The 15987-nt window shown below is 44.6% G+C and carries 10 protein-coding genes and 3 pseudogenes; 3 read left to right on the forward strand and 10 right to left on the reverse strand.

Translation table 11 applies throughout. The features are described from left to right. Positions 1-26: 26 nt before the first annotated feature. The 5 genes from dosP to FEM44_RS22535 form a co-directional block, all read right to left on the reverse strand. Positions 27-2432, reverse strand: a complete 2406-nt coding sequence (gene dosP / locus FEM44_RS22515) for an oxygen-sensing cyclic-di-GMP phosphodiesterase DosP (protein ID WP_130217559.1) — start codon at positions 2430-2432, stop codon at positions 27-29. 24 nt (positions 2433-2456) lie between these two features. Beyond that, positions 2457-3839: a diguanylate cyclase DosC gene (gene dosC / locus FEM44_RS22520; RefSeq protein WP_130210475.1), complete on the reverse strand. Its 1383-nt coding sequence runs from the start codon at positions 3837-3839 to the stop codon at positions 2457-2459. 349 nt (positions 3840-4188) lie between these two features. After that, a complete protein-coding gene (locus FEM44_RS22525; protein WP_135522427.1) occupies positions 4189-5508 on the reverse strand; it encodes a family 10 glycosylhydrolase in 1320 nt (439 codons plus the stop codon). Between the two features lie 130 nt (positions 5509-5638). Then, positions 5639-7174 (reverse strand): acid resistance gamma-aminobutyrate antiporter GadC, encoded by a 1536-nt coding sequence (gene gadC, locus FEM44_RS22530; RefSeq protein WP_130259039.1) that lies wholly within the window; start codon positions 7172-7174, stop codon positions 5639-5641. Between the two features lie 154 nt (positions 7175-7328). Further along, a complete protein-coding gene (locus FEM44_RS22535; protein WP_135495292.1) occupies positions 7329-8729 on the reverse strand; it encodes a glutamate decarboxylase in 1401 nt (466 codons plus the stop codon). Between the two features lie 592 nt (positions 8730-9321). Here FEM44_RS22535 and FEM44_RS22540 point away from each other — a divergent pair. Then, positions 9322-9873, forward strand: a complete 552-nt coding sequence (locus FEM44_RS22540) for a tyrosine-type recombinase/integrase (protein ID WP_138159194.1) — start codon at positions 9322-9324, stop codon at positions 9871-9873. On the opposite strand, the gene FEM44_RS22545 is transcribed toward FEM44_RS22540, so the two are convergent. Next, complete coding sequence (locus FEM44_RS22545) at positions 9870-10712, reverse strand: helix-turn-helix transcriptional regulator (RefSeq protein WP_138159196.1); 843 nt, start codon at positions 10710-10712, stop codon at positions 9870-9872. The two genes, FEM44_RS22540 and FEM44_RS22545, sit on opposite strands and share 4 nt — an antisense overlap. A gap of 150 nt (positions 10713-10862) precedes the next feature. Between FEM44_RS22545 and FEM44_RS22550 the strand changes: the two genes are divergently transcribed. After that, complete coding sequence (locus FEM44_RS22550; RefSeq protein WP_135522426.1) at positions 10863-11525, forward strand: tyrosine-type DNA invertase; 663 nt, start codon at positions 10863-10865, stop codon at positions 11523-11525. Positions 11526-11777: 252 nt separating this feature from the next. On the opposite strand, the gene FEM44_RS22555 is transcribed toward FEM44_RS22550, so the two are convergent. The 3 genes and pseudogenes from FEM44_RS22555 to FEM44_RS26115 form a co-directional block, all read right to left on the reverse strand. Continuing rightward, complete coding sequence (locus FEM44_RS22555) at positions 11778-12149, reverse strand: DUF805 domain-containing protein (RefSeq protein WP_135522425.1); 372 nt, start codon at positions 12147-12149, stop codon at positions 11778-11780. Between the two features lie 245 nt (positions 12150-12394). Next, positions 12395-12847: pseudogene (locus tag FEM44_RS25670) on the reverse strand (hypothetical protein); the annotation flags it as partial. Then, positions 12822-12950, reverse strand: a pseudogene (locus tag FEM44_RS26115) (site-specific integrase); the annotation flags it as partial. The pseudogenes FEM44_RS25670 and FEM44_RS26115, both read right to left, overlap by 26 nt. Here FEM44_RS26115 and FEM44_RS22565 point away from each other — a divergent pair. After that, positions 12950-13209 (forward strand): annotated as a pseudogene (locus FEM44_RS22565) (DDE-type integrase/transposase/recombinase); the annotation flags it as partial. The pseudogenes FEM44_RS26115 and FEM44_RS22565 sit on opposite strands and share 1 nt — an antisense overlap. A 1285-nt stretch (positions 13210-14494) precedes the next feature. Here FEM44_RS22565 and FEM44_RS22570 read toward each other — a convergent pair. Continuing rightward, positions 14495-15919, reverse strand: a complete 1425-nt coding sequence (locus FEM44_RS22570; protein WP_138159198.1) for a restriction endonuclease — start codon at positions 15917-15919, stop codon at positions 14495-14497. Positions 15920-15987: the final 68 nt, after the last annotated feature.

Raw genomic sequence — 15987 nt, forward strand, 5'->3', positions numbered from 1 at the left:
TTGCCCGTCTGCACGGGCAAGATGTACTAAGCGTCGATTTGAAGCGGTAGCGCAGTAGACATCCAGACAGAGATCTCTTCGGCGGGCAAAGGACGTGAGAATAAATATCCCTGAATAACGCGACAGTGGATCTTGCGTAGCATCTCAAATTGTTCTTTGGTTTCGACGCCTTCCGCCACGACGGTTAAATTGAGGCTTTGCCCAATGCTGGTAATGGCTTCAAGTAAGGCACGGATGCGTTTTTCGGTCAGACAACGATCGACAAAGCTTTTGTCAATTTTGATTTCCGTTACCGGAAGACTGACTAAACGGGATAAACCAGAAAATCCAGTGCCGAAATCATCGACAGATAAACCTACGCCCATATCACGCAGGATCTGAATGCGCTTAAAGATTTCGGTATCGTGTTCCATCATCATGCTTTCCGTGATTTCCACCGTCAGCTGGTGGCCGTCAATACCCCATGCTTGCATTGCATCAGACACCTGATTGGGTAGTTGATTGCTGCGAAAGTGCAGCGCAGACAAGTTAACGGATAAAGCCGGGATATGAATATTCTGGCTACGCCATTCTGCTAGCTGGCGGCAGGCTTCAGCAATAACCCAGCGACCAATGTTTTCGATTTCGCCAATCTCTTCAGCAAGGGGGATAAATCGTGAAGGGGGAACATGACCATGCTGTGGGTCATACCAGCGAGCGAGGGCTTCGATACCATACAGTTCGCCGGTTTCCGCAAAGATCTGCGGCTGATAAACCAGTTTTAGTTTGTTGTTGCTGATAGCTTCTTTCAGCGCCGCACCAAGAATCAGACGCTCTTTCACCATTTCGTTCATTACCGGGCTAAAGAATTGCCAGCCGTTACCGCCGTTTTTGCGAATAAAATCCATCGCATTGTGGGCAGTCGAAAGCAGGTAGTCCCGGTTTTTACCAACGTCGTAACTGATACCGATGCTTAAGGTTAGCGGGAATGGTTTATCGTCAATCATGACCGGTTTATTCACGACGTTGCGAAGTTCATCGGCTATTTGGGTAATGTTACTGACGTCGTTTTCCGGACTGATGAGGACAAACTGTGTACCTTCAATACGACAGAGATACTGGTCAGGTTTGATCTTTTCGCGAAAGCGATTGACCACTTCCAGCAATGCCTGATCGGCCCACGCATAACCAAGGCTGTCGATGACATCCTGAATATGGTCAATGCCAATAAGATACACCACCGGAGAGACGGCATTTTCTACCAGGTCATCGAGATAATTGTGTAGGTTATTGCGGTTTGGCAAACCGGTCATCGGATCAAACTGAATGAGCTGCTCAATATGCTGGCGACTTTTTTCCTGTTCCAGCGCCAGGGCGGCCATATGCTGGCTGATATCCGCTACTCGTTCGATAAACGCGCTGGTTACCGCCCCGGACGCTGTTTTGATTTTCAGAATCCCGGCAGGTGCGCCATCGCGCTGGCGAATGGTGACTGACCAGCTTTGCGCATTCTTTACTTCCGTCCCATGAGAGGACGACGCCCAATGCACCGGCATACCATTACGCAATGCATACAACGACACATGGGATTCATGAAGAATGGATTCAATATTCCGGCAGATGATTTCGCCCATTTCATGAAATGGCGGGCTGCTACACATCGCGGCGAGAATATTACCTTCAAGCTCACGAATTTGTCGTTCTTCGGTGATATCGGAGAAGGTCATCACCAGGTTTTGCAGATTAGCCAGCACATCATAAACTGGGCTAATAGAAGCTTTAATCCAGATTTTTTCCCCCGTGCGTGTTAACAACAGAAATTCATCCTGATCACGCGCTGTTTTCCATAGCAGTTGCTGTAAGCGAATACGATTATCTGCCGGGTATTCAGGGATGTTAAGCAAAGTATCGGGCTGCATACCGCTGGCTTCGCTGATGCAGTAACCAAACATTTCAGTAAACGCGCGATTGCACTGCACGATATGGCGTTCCGGGTCCAGCACAATGACCGGGCGGTCGAGATGGTCAACGGCAATAATCAACTGCCGGGTCTGTTCTTTCTGTGCCATTTCTACGCTGGCATCACGTACCAGCGCCAGGTAATAAATTTTCCCTTCGGCAGTGACTTTGGATAGCGCGAAACGGGTCCAGATTTTACTGCCGTCTTTTTTCTCCAGCTGCAATTCCCGGCTCATACCTTCGACCCGCGCTTTACCGCCTTCGCGGTTATGGCGAATATATTCTGGATGCGCAGGGCGCAAATTATGGGGAATCAGCATATCAATGTTATTGCCTATCACCTCTTCGCGCTTATACCCCCAGAGCTTCTCCGCCGCAGGATTAAAAAACATTACTTCGTCATTTTCGTTAATTAACACCGCGCCCATCATATTTTGCTCAAGGGCGGGAAAAAAAATGCCGTCGGCGGCATTTTCTGCATCGGTTAGCTTCATGATTACCTCTGCATCCGGGAGCATCTAAAGACTGGCTTTCCAGAGTTCAACACGGTTTCTACCTCGTCTTTTCGCGATATACAGAGCTTCATCGGCTATTTGAATTAAGCGTTCATAATCAGGATGCCCATTAAACATGGCAGCGCCAATGGACAAAGAAAGAGTTATGTCTTCGCCATTTGCGGCTTTCAGTTTGGTTTTTTCCACCCGGCTGCGGATCCGCTCTGCGGTACGCAAAGTGTCATTTTCTGAAGCTTCAGTCAGCACTATGATAAATTCATCGCCACCGTAGCGAAAAACATAGTCACTGCTACGTACGTTGTCGTAAAACGCCTGTGAGACTTTACGTAAAATCTCATCGCCTGTGTTATGTCCCCATGTATCGTTGATCTCTTTGAATTTATCTACATCGATGATCAGAACAGACAATGGTGTACCGGCCCGATTGGCATGGGCAATTTCACGTTTGAAGATAGTCGGCAAGAAACGGCGGTTAAGTAATTTCGTCAGTACATCCATACCCACTTCATGACGCGAGACTTCTTCAAAGAGTTCACGCAGTAAGGTGATAATTTGCGATACAGTATTTCGTATCTGTAATAAAAACTTCACACGCAGACTTTTGTTACTCAAATTTTTGGCATTGAGCATTGTCTGATGAAAAACCCCGTCGAAATCCTGAATAAGGCGAGAGATATGACCAACTTCAGCAATGCCACTAAAATAATGGCGACCTTTATGGTTAAACCACAGGCCAAAATCAGCCTGACTTAACGGTAAGCTGCTGCCTAAATCAGAATCCAACAGGACTTTATAAATAATATCTATTTCCCATGAAAGTAATGAGGCTATTTGTCGTTCTTTTTCTTCTTCGGCGTTTTCCAGTAATGAGAAGATACGATAGTTCTCGTCTTCTTTAGCCGCGCTACTGTCGCTAAAGGTAAATGCTCTGGTCATCACTTCCATGGCTATGTCGATACTGTTAATCGAAAAGTGATAAACCTGAAGTTTTTCAGAAGGTGAATAATCAGAGGAAAATATTACCGGGTAGAGGATTTTTTTCAGCACGCGAAAACCCATCTCGACAATTTCTACCGGGATGCCAATACGAGCATGGACTTCGGCTACGGTATGTTGGATTTGTATAAGTCTTTCAACATCGTCCGTTTGTGCAGAGAGCACATTGATAATCCACGTTTCCATCGCACTTTTGAGTTGCCTTTCGACCTGTTCGTTACTCAAAAACTCTTCAGCATGCGGGTCAGTGCGTACAATTCGATAAAACTCAACACTTAAGTAATGAGCATGCGTTACGGCAATTTCTGCCGCTTTGTTACGAATGAGGGGGTCGACCTGGGCAACTAATCCGGTCCACTCATCTTTCATTCTTTTAAAATACATCTCCATAATTCATACCCTTATACGGCTGGAAAGGCAGACGGAATTGAAAAACGAAACGCAACTCGTTTGGATAGGTTTATGGCACCATATTCTCCTGAAATATGAAGATATACTGAAACGAAATAAGTGACTTATGACAGTTTTAATCTACGCTACTGGTCTTCTGAAGAGTATAGCCTATCGTAATTATTTTTCGGTGATGGTTAATATCGTATGGTTTTTCATATTCATACGTTTTTATCAGGGGAATTATAACAATTCGACTTAAGCTGATTTGATTATTAGTTGAGTGTGTTTTGTTGATGACAAGCCGGTGTTTAAAGCACCGGCAGTGTCACAAAGTAAGAAAGAGCGTTTAGCTTCCCCAACGGCTTTGCAGATAGCTAACTGCCTGTTGAGTTTGCGGCTTGTTCAGATAGTCTTCGCGGAACAAAATTGTGCCGCTAATTTCTGGCACGGCGTCGTTAAGATCGAGCTGCTTTTTCAGTTCTGGCACGCCGCCGTTAACCATCCAGTCTGGTTCTATCTTTGAAGGTTCGCCGACTTTATAGAAGGCGATACCAATATAAAGACGGGTTTTGGTTGGTTTGACGACATCTGCCCACCATTTTGCCAGCACGTCATAACGTGCTGCGCTACGCGAGAACGGCCAGTAAATTTGCGGAGCTATATAATCCAGTAAGCCTTGTTCGACCCAACGACGAGTGTCTGCGTAGGATTCATCATAAGCTGCGGCCCCGCGCGTATCAGAACCGAGCGGATCGTGTGAGCGATTGCGCCAGACGCCTGCAGGGCTTACACCAAATTCGACTTCCGGCTTAATGCTTTTAATGGTGTGCGACACTTTAGCAATTAACTGCTGGGTATTGTTGCGCCGCCAGTCAGCTTTTGACGCAAATGCACCACCGTATTTGCGGTATGTCTCGTTATCGTTAAGCCGTGAATCCGGCGATTCAGTATAGAAATAGTCGTCAAACTGCACGCCATCTACCGGATAGCGGGAAACCACTTCCGCGACTATTGATGTGATCCAGTCCTGAACCTCAGGGATCCCTGGGTCCAGAACAAAACGGTCACCTGACGTCCTGATCCAGTCGCGATGTTGAACATAAACACTGGCCGGTTGTTGAGACAGGGTGCTATTCAGTTCCCTGATAGTTCCGGGCTTTGTATTAACCGACACGCGGTAGGGGTTAAACCAGGCATGTACTTTCATCCCACGCTTATGGGCTTCGTCGAGAATAAATTGCAGCGGATCGTAACCAGGATATTCACCAATTTTGCCGGTCATTAGATCGGACCATGGCAAAATCTTCGACGGCCAAAGGGCAGTGCCGTCGGGCTTCACCTGGAAAAAAACCGTGTTAATTCCCAGTCGTTGCAAGTTTTCCAGTTTGTCGATCATCGCCTGCTGTTGCACGCGAACCCGGCTGGTGGGGTTGCCGATGTTAACCGAGGAGACGGGGGGCCAGTCGAGGCGGGACACCGTGGCCAACCAGATACCGCGCATAGGTTGCGACGATTGTTGTGCGGTCGCTGGTGGTTTTGAGCCTGCTGGTGGTGTCGTCATTGAATCTGGAGGCGTGCTTTTACAACTACACAGTAAAAGAGCCAGTGCAACCAGTGCCGCTGGCCTTTTAATCGCGGATTTCACAGTTCGGGAGCAGATATCCATATATGCTTATTTCCGGTAAACAGATGTGCGCTTATTCTCGTACTTATCTGGGGCAAGTCAATACGGCAATAAGTACGCAAAAGGGAGCGATTAATTTTCGCTCCCTTGTGTTATTACCACTCAGACACGGTTAGTGTTTCTTATCGTTCATCACAATATAGTGCGGTGAACGAGCACGTGGATGCAGGAAGAAGTGACCTTTCGGCGCGTTCTGGCTGTTAATTGGCTCCAGTGTAACACCTGTATTCGCTTTGCCTTTACGGTCATGAATGGCATAGAGAATAAACGGTAGGGCAAGTACCACCAGGAAACTAACGACCAGTAATTCGACATACATATCGGTAGAGTCACCCTGGATGTTATCCGGCGGCAGGAAGGAAACAATAAACGCCATAATTGAAGTCAGCAGACCGACAATAGCCACGACCAGTTTCACCCCTTTACCACCAGGGATATTAAATGTGCGTTTTAAGTCAGGATGTTTAAGAACCAACACAATGTAGCCAATAAACAACATGAAATAAGCACACAGATAAATCACCACCGTCAGCGCCAGTGCGATCAGGAAGGACATGTTGTTACCACCACCAGTGTTGGTGAGGATGATCAACGCGATAGAGGTAATCACCAGCTGGGAAATTACCAGAGTTACCGGCACACCATTTTTGTTCATTTTAGCGAACGCGGCGGGCAGTAGATTTTTCTGCGCGGTGACATACATCCCACGAGAAGGGCCAACAATCCATGAGGCGATTTCCGCCAGAACCCCCAGCAGCAGCAGGGCAGAGATAACGCGAACCGTCCACTCAATTTCCGGTGCCACATGAGACATGAGCACGGTGAATGTTTGCATTACACCTGCGGACAGGTTGATTTCATTACCCGGAATCACCATCGCAATGGACAAACCGCCTACTGAACTTAAGCAAATCGCTGCCACCATCAGCAGTAACATTGCCAGCGGATAGTCGCGCCCGGGGTTGCTCATTTCATTGACGTGGGTCGCGGAAGCTTCTACCCCCATATAACTCAAAATGAAGGCAACAAACACAACCAAAGTGCCAACTTTCGAGAAATCAGGGAAGAAGGTTTTGGCATCCATTTCGATAGCAACCGGTGCTCCGGAGTGCAGATAAATCGCTGCTAATGCAATCAAAATAAATGCAGGCAGTAGAATACCCGCGAAGAAACCAACTTTCGCAATTCGCGCAGTATATTTAGTACCGCCAAACTGAGTTAATGCCAGCGCCCAAAGAATAATCAGCGCCGCGATAGTTTTCGTTACCGGGTCTTCATTCAGTGCTGGCCATTTCAGAATGTAGGACAGCGCCCCTAACACGAAATAGAGCATTGGAATAAAGCCAATAGCGATTTGCAGATAGCCAAATGAGATTGCAGCGAATCCCCATTTCGGCCCCAGGGTATTTGATACCCAGGCGAACACGCCACCTTCTTCCCAGCCGTCCACGGTGGCCATTTCCGCAGCACAAAGACCAACGGGAATAAACCATAAAATCCCGCCTAAGAGCAGGAAGAAGACCAATGAAAAGCCAGATGTTGCGAAGGTAGGGTATTCATAAACAGCCATTACCATCGACGCCGTGATGGCGAAGAATCCGAGTAATGTTAGCTGCTTAGCTTTACCTGTCTGTACTGATGTAGCCATATTATCCCCCTAAAACGGTTGTCCTGTGGAACCGCACCTGTTTTGCTCTGAAGTGCCTTCAGAACAATTTTTTCCGTTGCTAATGCCAGTGAACAGACTTCGGAAATTGTCCCGAAACGGTTCGTTTCGGGACACCGTTACCGCTTAAACGTTATCAGGTATGTTTAAAGCTGTTCTGCTGGGCAATACCCTGCAGTTTCGGGTGATCGCTGAGGTATTTCAGGGAGGCTTTGTAGTCTTCCAGTAACAGTTCAGCGAAGTCCATTTCGAAGCCACGGCGGCACATAATGCGCATTACCACGATGTCGGTGGCTTCACCGCCGAGGGTAAATGCCGGAACCTGCCAGCCGCGCAGACGCAGACGTTCGGAAAGGTCATACAGGGTATATCCTGGATTTTCCCCGTCTTTCAGTTTGAAGCACACCGCCGGGATACCTTCATCCGGGCGCCCCGTACAGATGAACTCATACGGCCCCAGTTTGGCGATTTCATCCGCCAGGTAAGCAGCAACCTGGTAAGAGGCGTTCTGTACTTTGGTATAGCCTTCACGACCGAGGCGCAGGAATTCATAGTACTGCGCAATCACCTGACCCGCCGGACGGGAGAAGTTGATGGCGAAAGTACCAATCTGACCGCCGAGATAGTCAACGTTGAATACCAGTTCTTTCGGCAGCGCTTCTTCGTCACGCCAGATAACCCAGCCGCAGCCCAGCGGAGCCAGACCGAATTTATGGCCTGAAGCACTGATCGATTTCACGCGCGGCAGGCGGAAGTCCCAGACAATATCTGGCGCCACGAACGGCGCAAGGAATCCACCGCTGGCGGCGTCGATGTGCATGTCGATGTCGATACCGGTGTCGGCCTGGAATTTATCCAGTGCATCGTGCAGTGGTTGCGGGAATTCATAGTTACCGGTATAGGTCACGCCGAAAGTCGGCACCACGCCGATGGTGTTTTCGTCACAGGCCTCAATCATGCGTTTCGGATCCATGAATAGCTGGCCGGGACGCATAGGGATCTCACGCAGCTCGACATCCCAGTAGCGGGCAAATTTATGCCAGCAGATTTGCACCGGACCGCAGACCAGATTAGGTTTATTGGTCGGCTTACCTGCGGCTTCCATACGCTTGCGCCAACGCCATTTCATCGCCATCCCGCCGAGCATACAGGCCTCGGAAGAACCAATGGTGTTGGTGCCAACGGCCTGGCCGTTTTTCGGTGCAGGCGCGTGCCACAGGTCAGCAACCATATTTACACAGCGCAGGTCGATGGCTGCGGATTGCGGATATTCTTCTTTGTCGATCCAGTTTTTATTGATCGACAGGTCCATCAATTTATGGACATTTTCGTCGTCCCAGGTCTGGCAAAAAGTTGCCAGATTCTGACGAGCGTTACCGTCGAGAAATAATTCATCATTGATAATTTGAAATGCGACATCATCACGCATTTCATGCAGCGGAAAATGTTTCGATTCAGCGATGGTGGAAATAGATTTTGTACCAAAACGTGAATCGAGTAGTTCCGACCTTAAATCCGTTACTTGCTTCTTATCCATTTCAAACTCCTTAAAATGATTGGATCGCAATAAAAAAGTAGGATTTATCGATAAACTAAGCAAGCTTTAAGGTCTGAGTTTTAAATAACAAAATCCTAATTTTATTTTGTCACTGATAATAATTTAGTTATATTTTTTCAAGTAAAAACAAAAGGATAGAACATGTGTTGATGATTGCATCGAGGTTTTTAGCGTTATTTTAATGTGTTATTTCATCTACCGTAAGTGTCACGTAAAAATGAGCCAGTAAAATATCAATATTAGTTAGCGTTTAATTTTTTAAACGTTTTTAAAGATTATCGAATAAAAAAGAGATAATTACCAGAATTCCCACCAACGATGTTGATGGGGTAGGTTATTGTTTCAGTAGTAATACCCCGGTATAGGTAACTGCGTAAAGGAGTTGTTGCCCTGGATGTAAACTGATTTTTACTCTACGTGTCATATGGACGCCCACTTATTATCTTTGGAGGCCAGGGGAGATAACGTCAATACGGCGTTCGGGAACGCTTACACGTCAACTTCCGAAACTGATAAGTTTTCCTTTTAATTAAGAGTGTAAACTTTACGTATAACTCTGACAGGAGGAAAAATGCGTAAATACATCACTCACAGCGAATGGACGCTTTTTTTTAATGCTATAACGGGTACGCGAAATGAAATCCGTGATAAAGCATTACTGCAAATCGCTTACATTCATGGGCTTCGCGTCAGTGAATTGATAGACCTTAGACTGGGAGATCTTGATATGACTGAAAAAATTGTTTTTATTAGGCGACTGAAAAATGGATTATCAACTTCACATCCATTACAGCCAGAAACAATAGAATTATTGCAACGCTGGTTCCTGATTAGAAAAAGATACGCTAAAGGTAGTCAGGATGATTATCTTTTTCTGTCAAGCCATGGAAAAAAAATTTCCAGACAATGGATTTATAAACTCTGCGCACGATATAGTCAACGTGCGGGTCTGAGAATTAAGGTTCATCCACACATGTTGCGTCACGCCTGTGGTTATGCTCTTGCTAATCAGGGACTGGATACTCGTCTGATTCAGGATTATCTGGGACACAGGAACATTCATCATACTGTACTGTATACAGCCAGTAATCCTGGTCGTTTTCATCGGGTCTGGCGAAGTTAAATTTTTACGCAAGGAATGAGGAATTGCATATCCATAATATTTTTATTATCTGTTCTGTGAAATAGTGTATATATAGGGCCTCTTTTTATAACACATTTATTAATACACAGCGCACCCATGGCATCATATATATGAAAATCAAAAATCTCTTTGTATGTCCCAGTAAATTCCTGGCTGGCATATAAACCATCAGGAAGAAGCGTCTCTGGCAGGGAAAAACTGTTTATTTCTTTAAAAGTATAAATTAGTTCAGAATCCGTTTCTCTGGAGGGTATCATTTCGCCTGAAATCATAAAGTCAGACATTTCATTAACAGGACCATAAATTGATATTATGGACTCAAAAAGGTTACGGTTATAAATAAAATGATCGCCGCTCTGGGTATGGATAAAGTCCATTCCCAGATTCACAGGCATTTTAAGGTTTGAAACAGAAGGATGATTGCCCTCAGCTATCTCAATCATTCTGAATTTTGTGCACGGTGTGGTTCTGTACAATACGGGCTGGGCATACTGCATATCCCAGGCATCCGCATTGCGATACTGCACTGGTGACACCTTGAACTGTTGCCTGAAAGCACGGGAAAAAGCCTGGGGCGAACTGAACTCATACATTAGTGATATGTCTGTTATCCGGCGACTGGTATGACGCAAAAGTAAAGCGGCAAGTGTTAGTTTTCTGCGACGTATATACTGCGCTACACTGATCCCTGTTACATCCTGAAACAGTTTGTACAACCAGCGCTCTGAATAGCCTGAACGTTCAGCAAGAACTTTTACTGACAGTGAACTGTTCAGATTCCCTTCGATAATTCCCGCCAGTTGCTGGATTAAATTCATTTGATATACCTGTGGGTCCATGCCAGTTGACTGTTCTTAAGAGCAATCGGAGTTTTATTCTGCTTTCCTGACTTTAGCACGTTTAGCCATAGCCTGATGGGGGCATCGTGTCACTCTTGACCGCTCTGTTTCATCTGACCGGAGCTATTGATGTCTTCCCGAAAATTTCTTACTCACCATGAAGTCAGCCTTTTGTTACGGGCGGTGCTGAAGGGGCGCCACCCGGAACGTGATGCCTGCATGATTCTTCTTGCTTTTATCCACGGACTCAGGGTCAGCGAAATGCTTTCGTTACGTCTTGCTGACCTTGAGCTCGAGTCCCGAAAGCTGTGCGTTCAGCGACTGAAAAACGGCTTCAGTACCGTGCATCCCTTACTGACCGAAGAAGTACAATGTATCAGGAACTGGCTCAAAGCTCGGGAAACTATAAAATTGCCTGCAGCAGAAGAAGAGAGGGACTGGCTATTTATTTCCAGATCAGGGCGTCCGCTTACCCGTCAACGATTTTATAACTTGCTGGCTGAAGCAGGAAGAAACGCCGGGCTGGCTGTTGCTGTTCATCCACATATGTTGAGACATGGGTGTGGTTACGCGTTGGCAGATAACGGCATCGATACACGCCTGATTCAGGATTACCTGGGACACCGGAATATCCGGCATACGGTGATTTATACAGCTTCAAATTCGGCCCGCTTTGAACGGCTATGGAAGCCGTCAAAAAGGGCGAAAAAGCAACTTTTTGACCCAAACTGTAAACTGCCTGTATTGCTGTTACAAATGTTAAAAAACACATGTTATGCAAACAACAATTAATTAAAGATTATTTGATTTAAATCAATAAAATCCCCCGTATCAATTCCCTTCTGTAACGACATGGCATTGATGTCTGTCAGTTTTCTGAATTTTCCAAAACTCCATTAACAGTATAAAAAGCCAAAAACATCAAATAACCAAGAAAATAATACCAGATAAAAACTAAAATTTAGCTTTTTAATCCAATGTTGTCAAAATGGGTCATTTTGACAACAACAGATCCTCTTCTTGTGCACCTGTATTGCGCGTTACTCAGCACTGAGTTGTAGGATCTTTGCCAAAGCGGTTCTCACCCTCAGTGCCTTTTTGACACATGAAGATTAATAGTGCAATATCACCAATGATGGGGATTAAAACCAATAAAATCCACCACCCAGAACGGTCGATGTCATGTAATCGTCTAACTGTAATGGATATAACAAGTAAGATGTGTATGATCCTACATATTAACTTGGCTATTTCTTTATCCATCCCCCCAAGGAGTAAAACTGCTGCAAGCGGGACTATAATAAATAATACAACACCTAGGCGATAAAACCAATATTCCCTTCTCCTGGTTCGGCCATTGAAGTTAGTGAGGTTTTTTAAAGGGTTTTGGAAACAATATGAGAACGTCAAGGACATTATTAAATCACCGTATAAAGTTCAAATAAAGATAATCCATGATTTAAGCAAAATTGTTAAACCAATTATTTCCATAGTCATTAACTACAAGTGAAAATATCATTTCTGTATTTAGACTAAAGATGAGTTTATTATTACTTGTGTTTTTAGGGGAGGCAATACTAAAAATCTTAATATGTATATTTACATTCATTAATTTCGAGTTATATGCTCGATATCTACGAATTCAGCATGATTAAACTTAAAATAGTTACTAAGGTGAAGGCGTGATGATTTACTAATTTTTGAATCCCTACGCACCGTCCCTTGTAGTTGGCTATGTTGGGATCACCTAGCCGTCAGAGTATCCATTGCGCTACGTACGACACCTGTAGTCAGATAGATGGGATGAGTTTGTCCGGTTAACTTGAAGAGAGCGCAGTACCAACGTTTCAAAATGATCAGTGTTGCAACAGCAACCGCAGGAGAAATTGGCGATCGTCAATCCCTTTGAGCCGAGTAATTTCATCAAAACGCAATATATTGGCCCCATTGCCACGTAACCAGCCGGAGCCTTTACTCCCACATACCCAAGTGCGACTATCCCATGGCTCTGCAAAATTTTCTGCCAGATTCTCGTCGAACCAGGTTTTTTGTTCCGTAATAAAAGTGTCAAAGTCCTCGATATTTTTTTCATTGTTTACAACCTTTGGTGCGATGCAAATGACAACGGGCTATCACTGACTTGACTTCGATCTGCGTTGTTTCGTGGATGGAAATTAGTGGATTGTGAGCATTACCGACACTATCAGAAACAGCTATCTGGCAGGCTCATGAAAGAGCTGGGGCTGGTCAGCTGTCAGCAGCCGGCTCACCGGTATAAACGTGGTGGTCATGAACATGTTGCTATCCCTAACTACCTTGAACGGCAGTTCGCCGTGACCGAGCCAAATCAGGTGTGGTGCGGTGATGTGACCTATATCTGGGTAAGCGCTGGGCGTACCTCGCCGTTGTTCTCGACCTGTTCGCAAGAAAACCAGTAGGCTGGGCCATGTCGTTCTCGCCGGACAGCAGGCTCACTCGCTTGAAGAGAAACTGATTGAGTTGAGAGCGATACTCCAGGTGGTCAACTAGATACCTGAGCGGATAAAGTGCAGGCAAACAGATTTTCACATCCATCAGAATCCATTGCCTTCGGCCACCTGAACTTACAATCTGGGTAAGTGAGTACATCGAAACACTCAACAATCAAAATGCGGTGAACTAAATGTACGACAGACCTAATGCAAGAAAAGGGAGGTGTCTCAAATTTCACAACATGCTGATTTCTGTGGCCTCACCAGTGAACCATGAAGTAAAAGACCTATGGATGCTATTTAACTTATGTTGTGCGAGAATTCAGTTCATGAAAAAAATCATCAGTATGATATTGTTTTAAATCATTATTTAAATTAACAATCCTACTGGCTACATATATAACTTCATGAACTAACAGAAAAAGGTGATGTTTGTCGATCTTATCGTTATCTGGTGGCAACATGCTGGTACTGGTTTCGAGAAAGGATATCTGCGAGGTTTGCTTACGAAGCGACCATACGGAGGTAGCACGCTAAGCTCAGTAAGAGAGAATGGCGGGAGTAATCCCCGCCATTCTCGATGTTGTTTTGTAACTTCAAAGCACCTACACTTCAAAAAAATACAGGATGGTTCACTAACAATGTCCAGCACAGCGCCAAATTATTCATTCAGAATATTCGAGAGGCGTCCCTCAATGTGAACGGAACCTAGTTGCAGATAAATTGCATACAAGAGCATGATTTGATTAAATGATCCAAAATAGCATTGTGGTTTGGCAAGGGAAAGCGCCATGGTGCTATTCCATTGTCATCAATTGCCCGGAAGTCTGCGGAAACCAGGCCGCTGACTCCCATCTGGATAGGGGTTAGTGAAGAATAATGGAGAATGGAAGGGCAGCCGGAAAAGTGTCGCTGCAGCCTCAGTACAAACATCAATTCGTCACCCTATACGTGTAAGAGCAGCTGCGCTTTTTCATGGAGAAACTCAGCGGTGGATGTACATCTTGACCATTCAGGGATTGCTCCGAAGGACGGCCAGATTTTTGCGTATGATGCAAAATACGGACAGTTTATCCCGGTCATGTCTGGTGGCGGAACGATGATTCAGCGTAATCGAAGAGCTAAGGGCAGGAAATACGCAGGACTGCTAGCTGTCAGAAAATCAAAATAAGCCCTGAAAAGGGCTATTTTGTAAGCTCCAGGTGGTGTTATTTGATTTCTCACTCTTAGACTAGCCCCGTAGATCACCAGGTACTTCGCCTCTCTTAAAATAAGAGGTAGTCTTAGAACTTAATAGTATTTAGACTGGAATTCATTAATTCCATTGATAATCAAATCAAAATACTCATTTAACTTCTCTCTTGCAATGAACTTATTATTAAGCTCTGCAGGATGAATTGATAATGTTAATTCGAATATGTACTCATCATCATTTGAATCCAGAACGCTTCTATTGTCACGTTCAGGTAAATAAATATAAGCCCTGGTCAGTCTAAAGTTATAAAGTACGTGCTGAGGTATATATGACACTAACTCATGAAATCTATTAACATTATTGACGTCAAAAATAAACCAGGCCGAAAAAAACCTATCAGTTTCAATGTCTAAGGAAGATATCAAGTCAGACCAATTTCGTTGTAGATGGAATTTATCTAGATCTTCCAGACGCGCATTTGATGACCGCATCAATCGACAAAAATCAAGTTCTTTAAACTTTTCAGCCAGCTTTTCAAAACTTACATTTCGACATGCTTCTAACTTCTCTATTAGTTCCTGATCCGAACGGTATGCCTCTTCGTGATCATCCCAGTTACCCTCCCGCTTCATACCATATAAATAATTGTTGATATAAGGTGAATAGTAATCGTAGTGATCTGGGTCATAGTGGTCACTAAACTGGAAGTATGATCTTAGTTTTACATCAAATAAATAACATTGTCCATCCTCTAAAGCGTACCCGTCGCCTAAGTAATGTTTAATTTCAGCGGAGCTATATTTTGGCCTATCTGCGTTTGGATACATGTAATCCAAGTACCATGTATAATTTCCATTTTTGTCGTCAAAATATACTGACCTAACCCGTATGAAATGATTTTTCGGCATTTCAATTGACTCAATCTCCTCAATTCTTTTACTTATACTTTCAAAATGGTGCTCATGATATGAGCCGATTCTATTGGCTAAGTGAAAATAGTAACCTTTATAATTTACTACCCAATGATTAGGATTTTCAGTCGCATATACTTTCCAAGAAGTTGCTTCTGATGATACTGGGAAAAAACGTTGAGCCACTCGCCAAAGGGCTGGGGTTGAAAGCGCCTGCTCAATAAAAACATAATCCCAATATATGGCTGTAATATCATTCTTTGGATTATTAGTAATTGATTCAAGTCGGTCGACAACAGCTGATGATGGCTGAGTCGAGCACGCCAAAATAAAGCCTGTAGCACCATGTTGAGAACATGAATCAACAATATCATCAAGATCCTTGATTCCTACCGATCCGCCTCCGTTAGCATTATGCTTACATTGAATTAACCACTTCTTTTGACTGGGTGCGAAGAAGCTTTTATGTTCTTCAATACAAACGAGATCTCGACCACCATCTGGCCCCACACCACTCCAATAGACCTTAAACCCTTTAGAAAAAAGCAACTCCCTAATAAGGAGTTCAAATTCTTTCCCGTCTTTATCTAACTCTTTGAAATTTAACATTTATGAATCTCACCGTTCATAGGATAATAAAACTAAATCAATACTTCAGCAATACTATTATGGAGTGT

Source organism: Escherichia sp. E4742 (assembly GCF_005843885.1).
Lineage (GTDB): Bacteria > Pseudomonadota > Gammaproteobacteria > Enterobacterales > Enterobacteriaceae > Escherichia.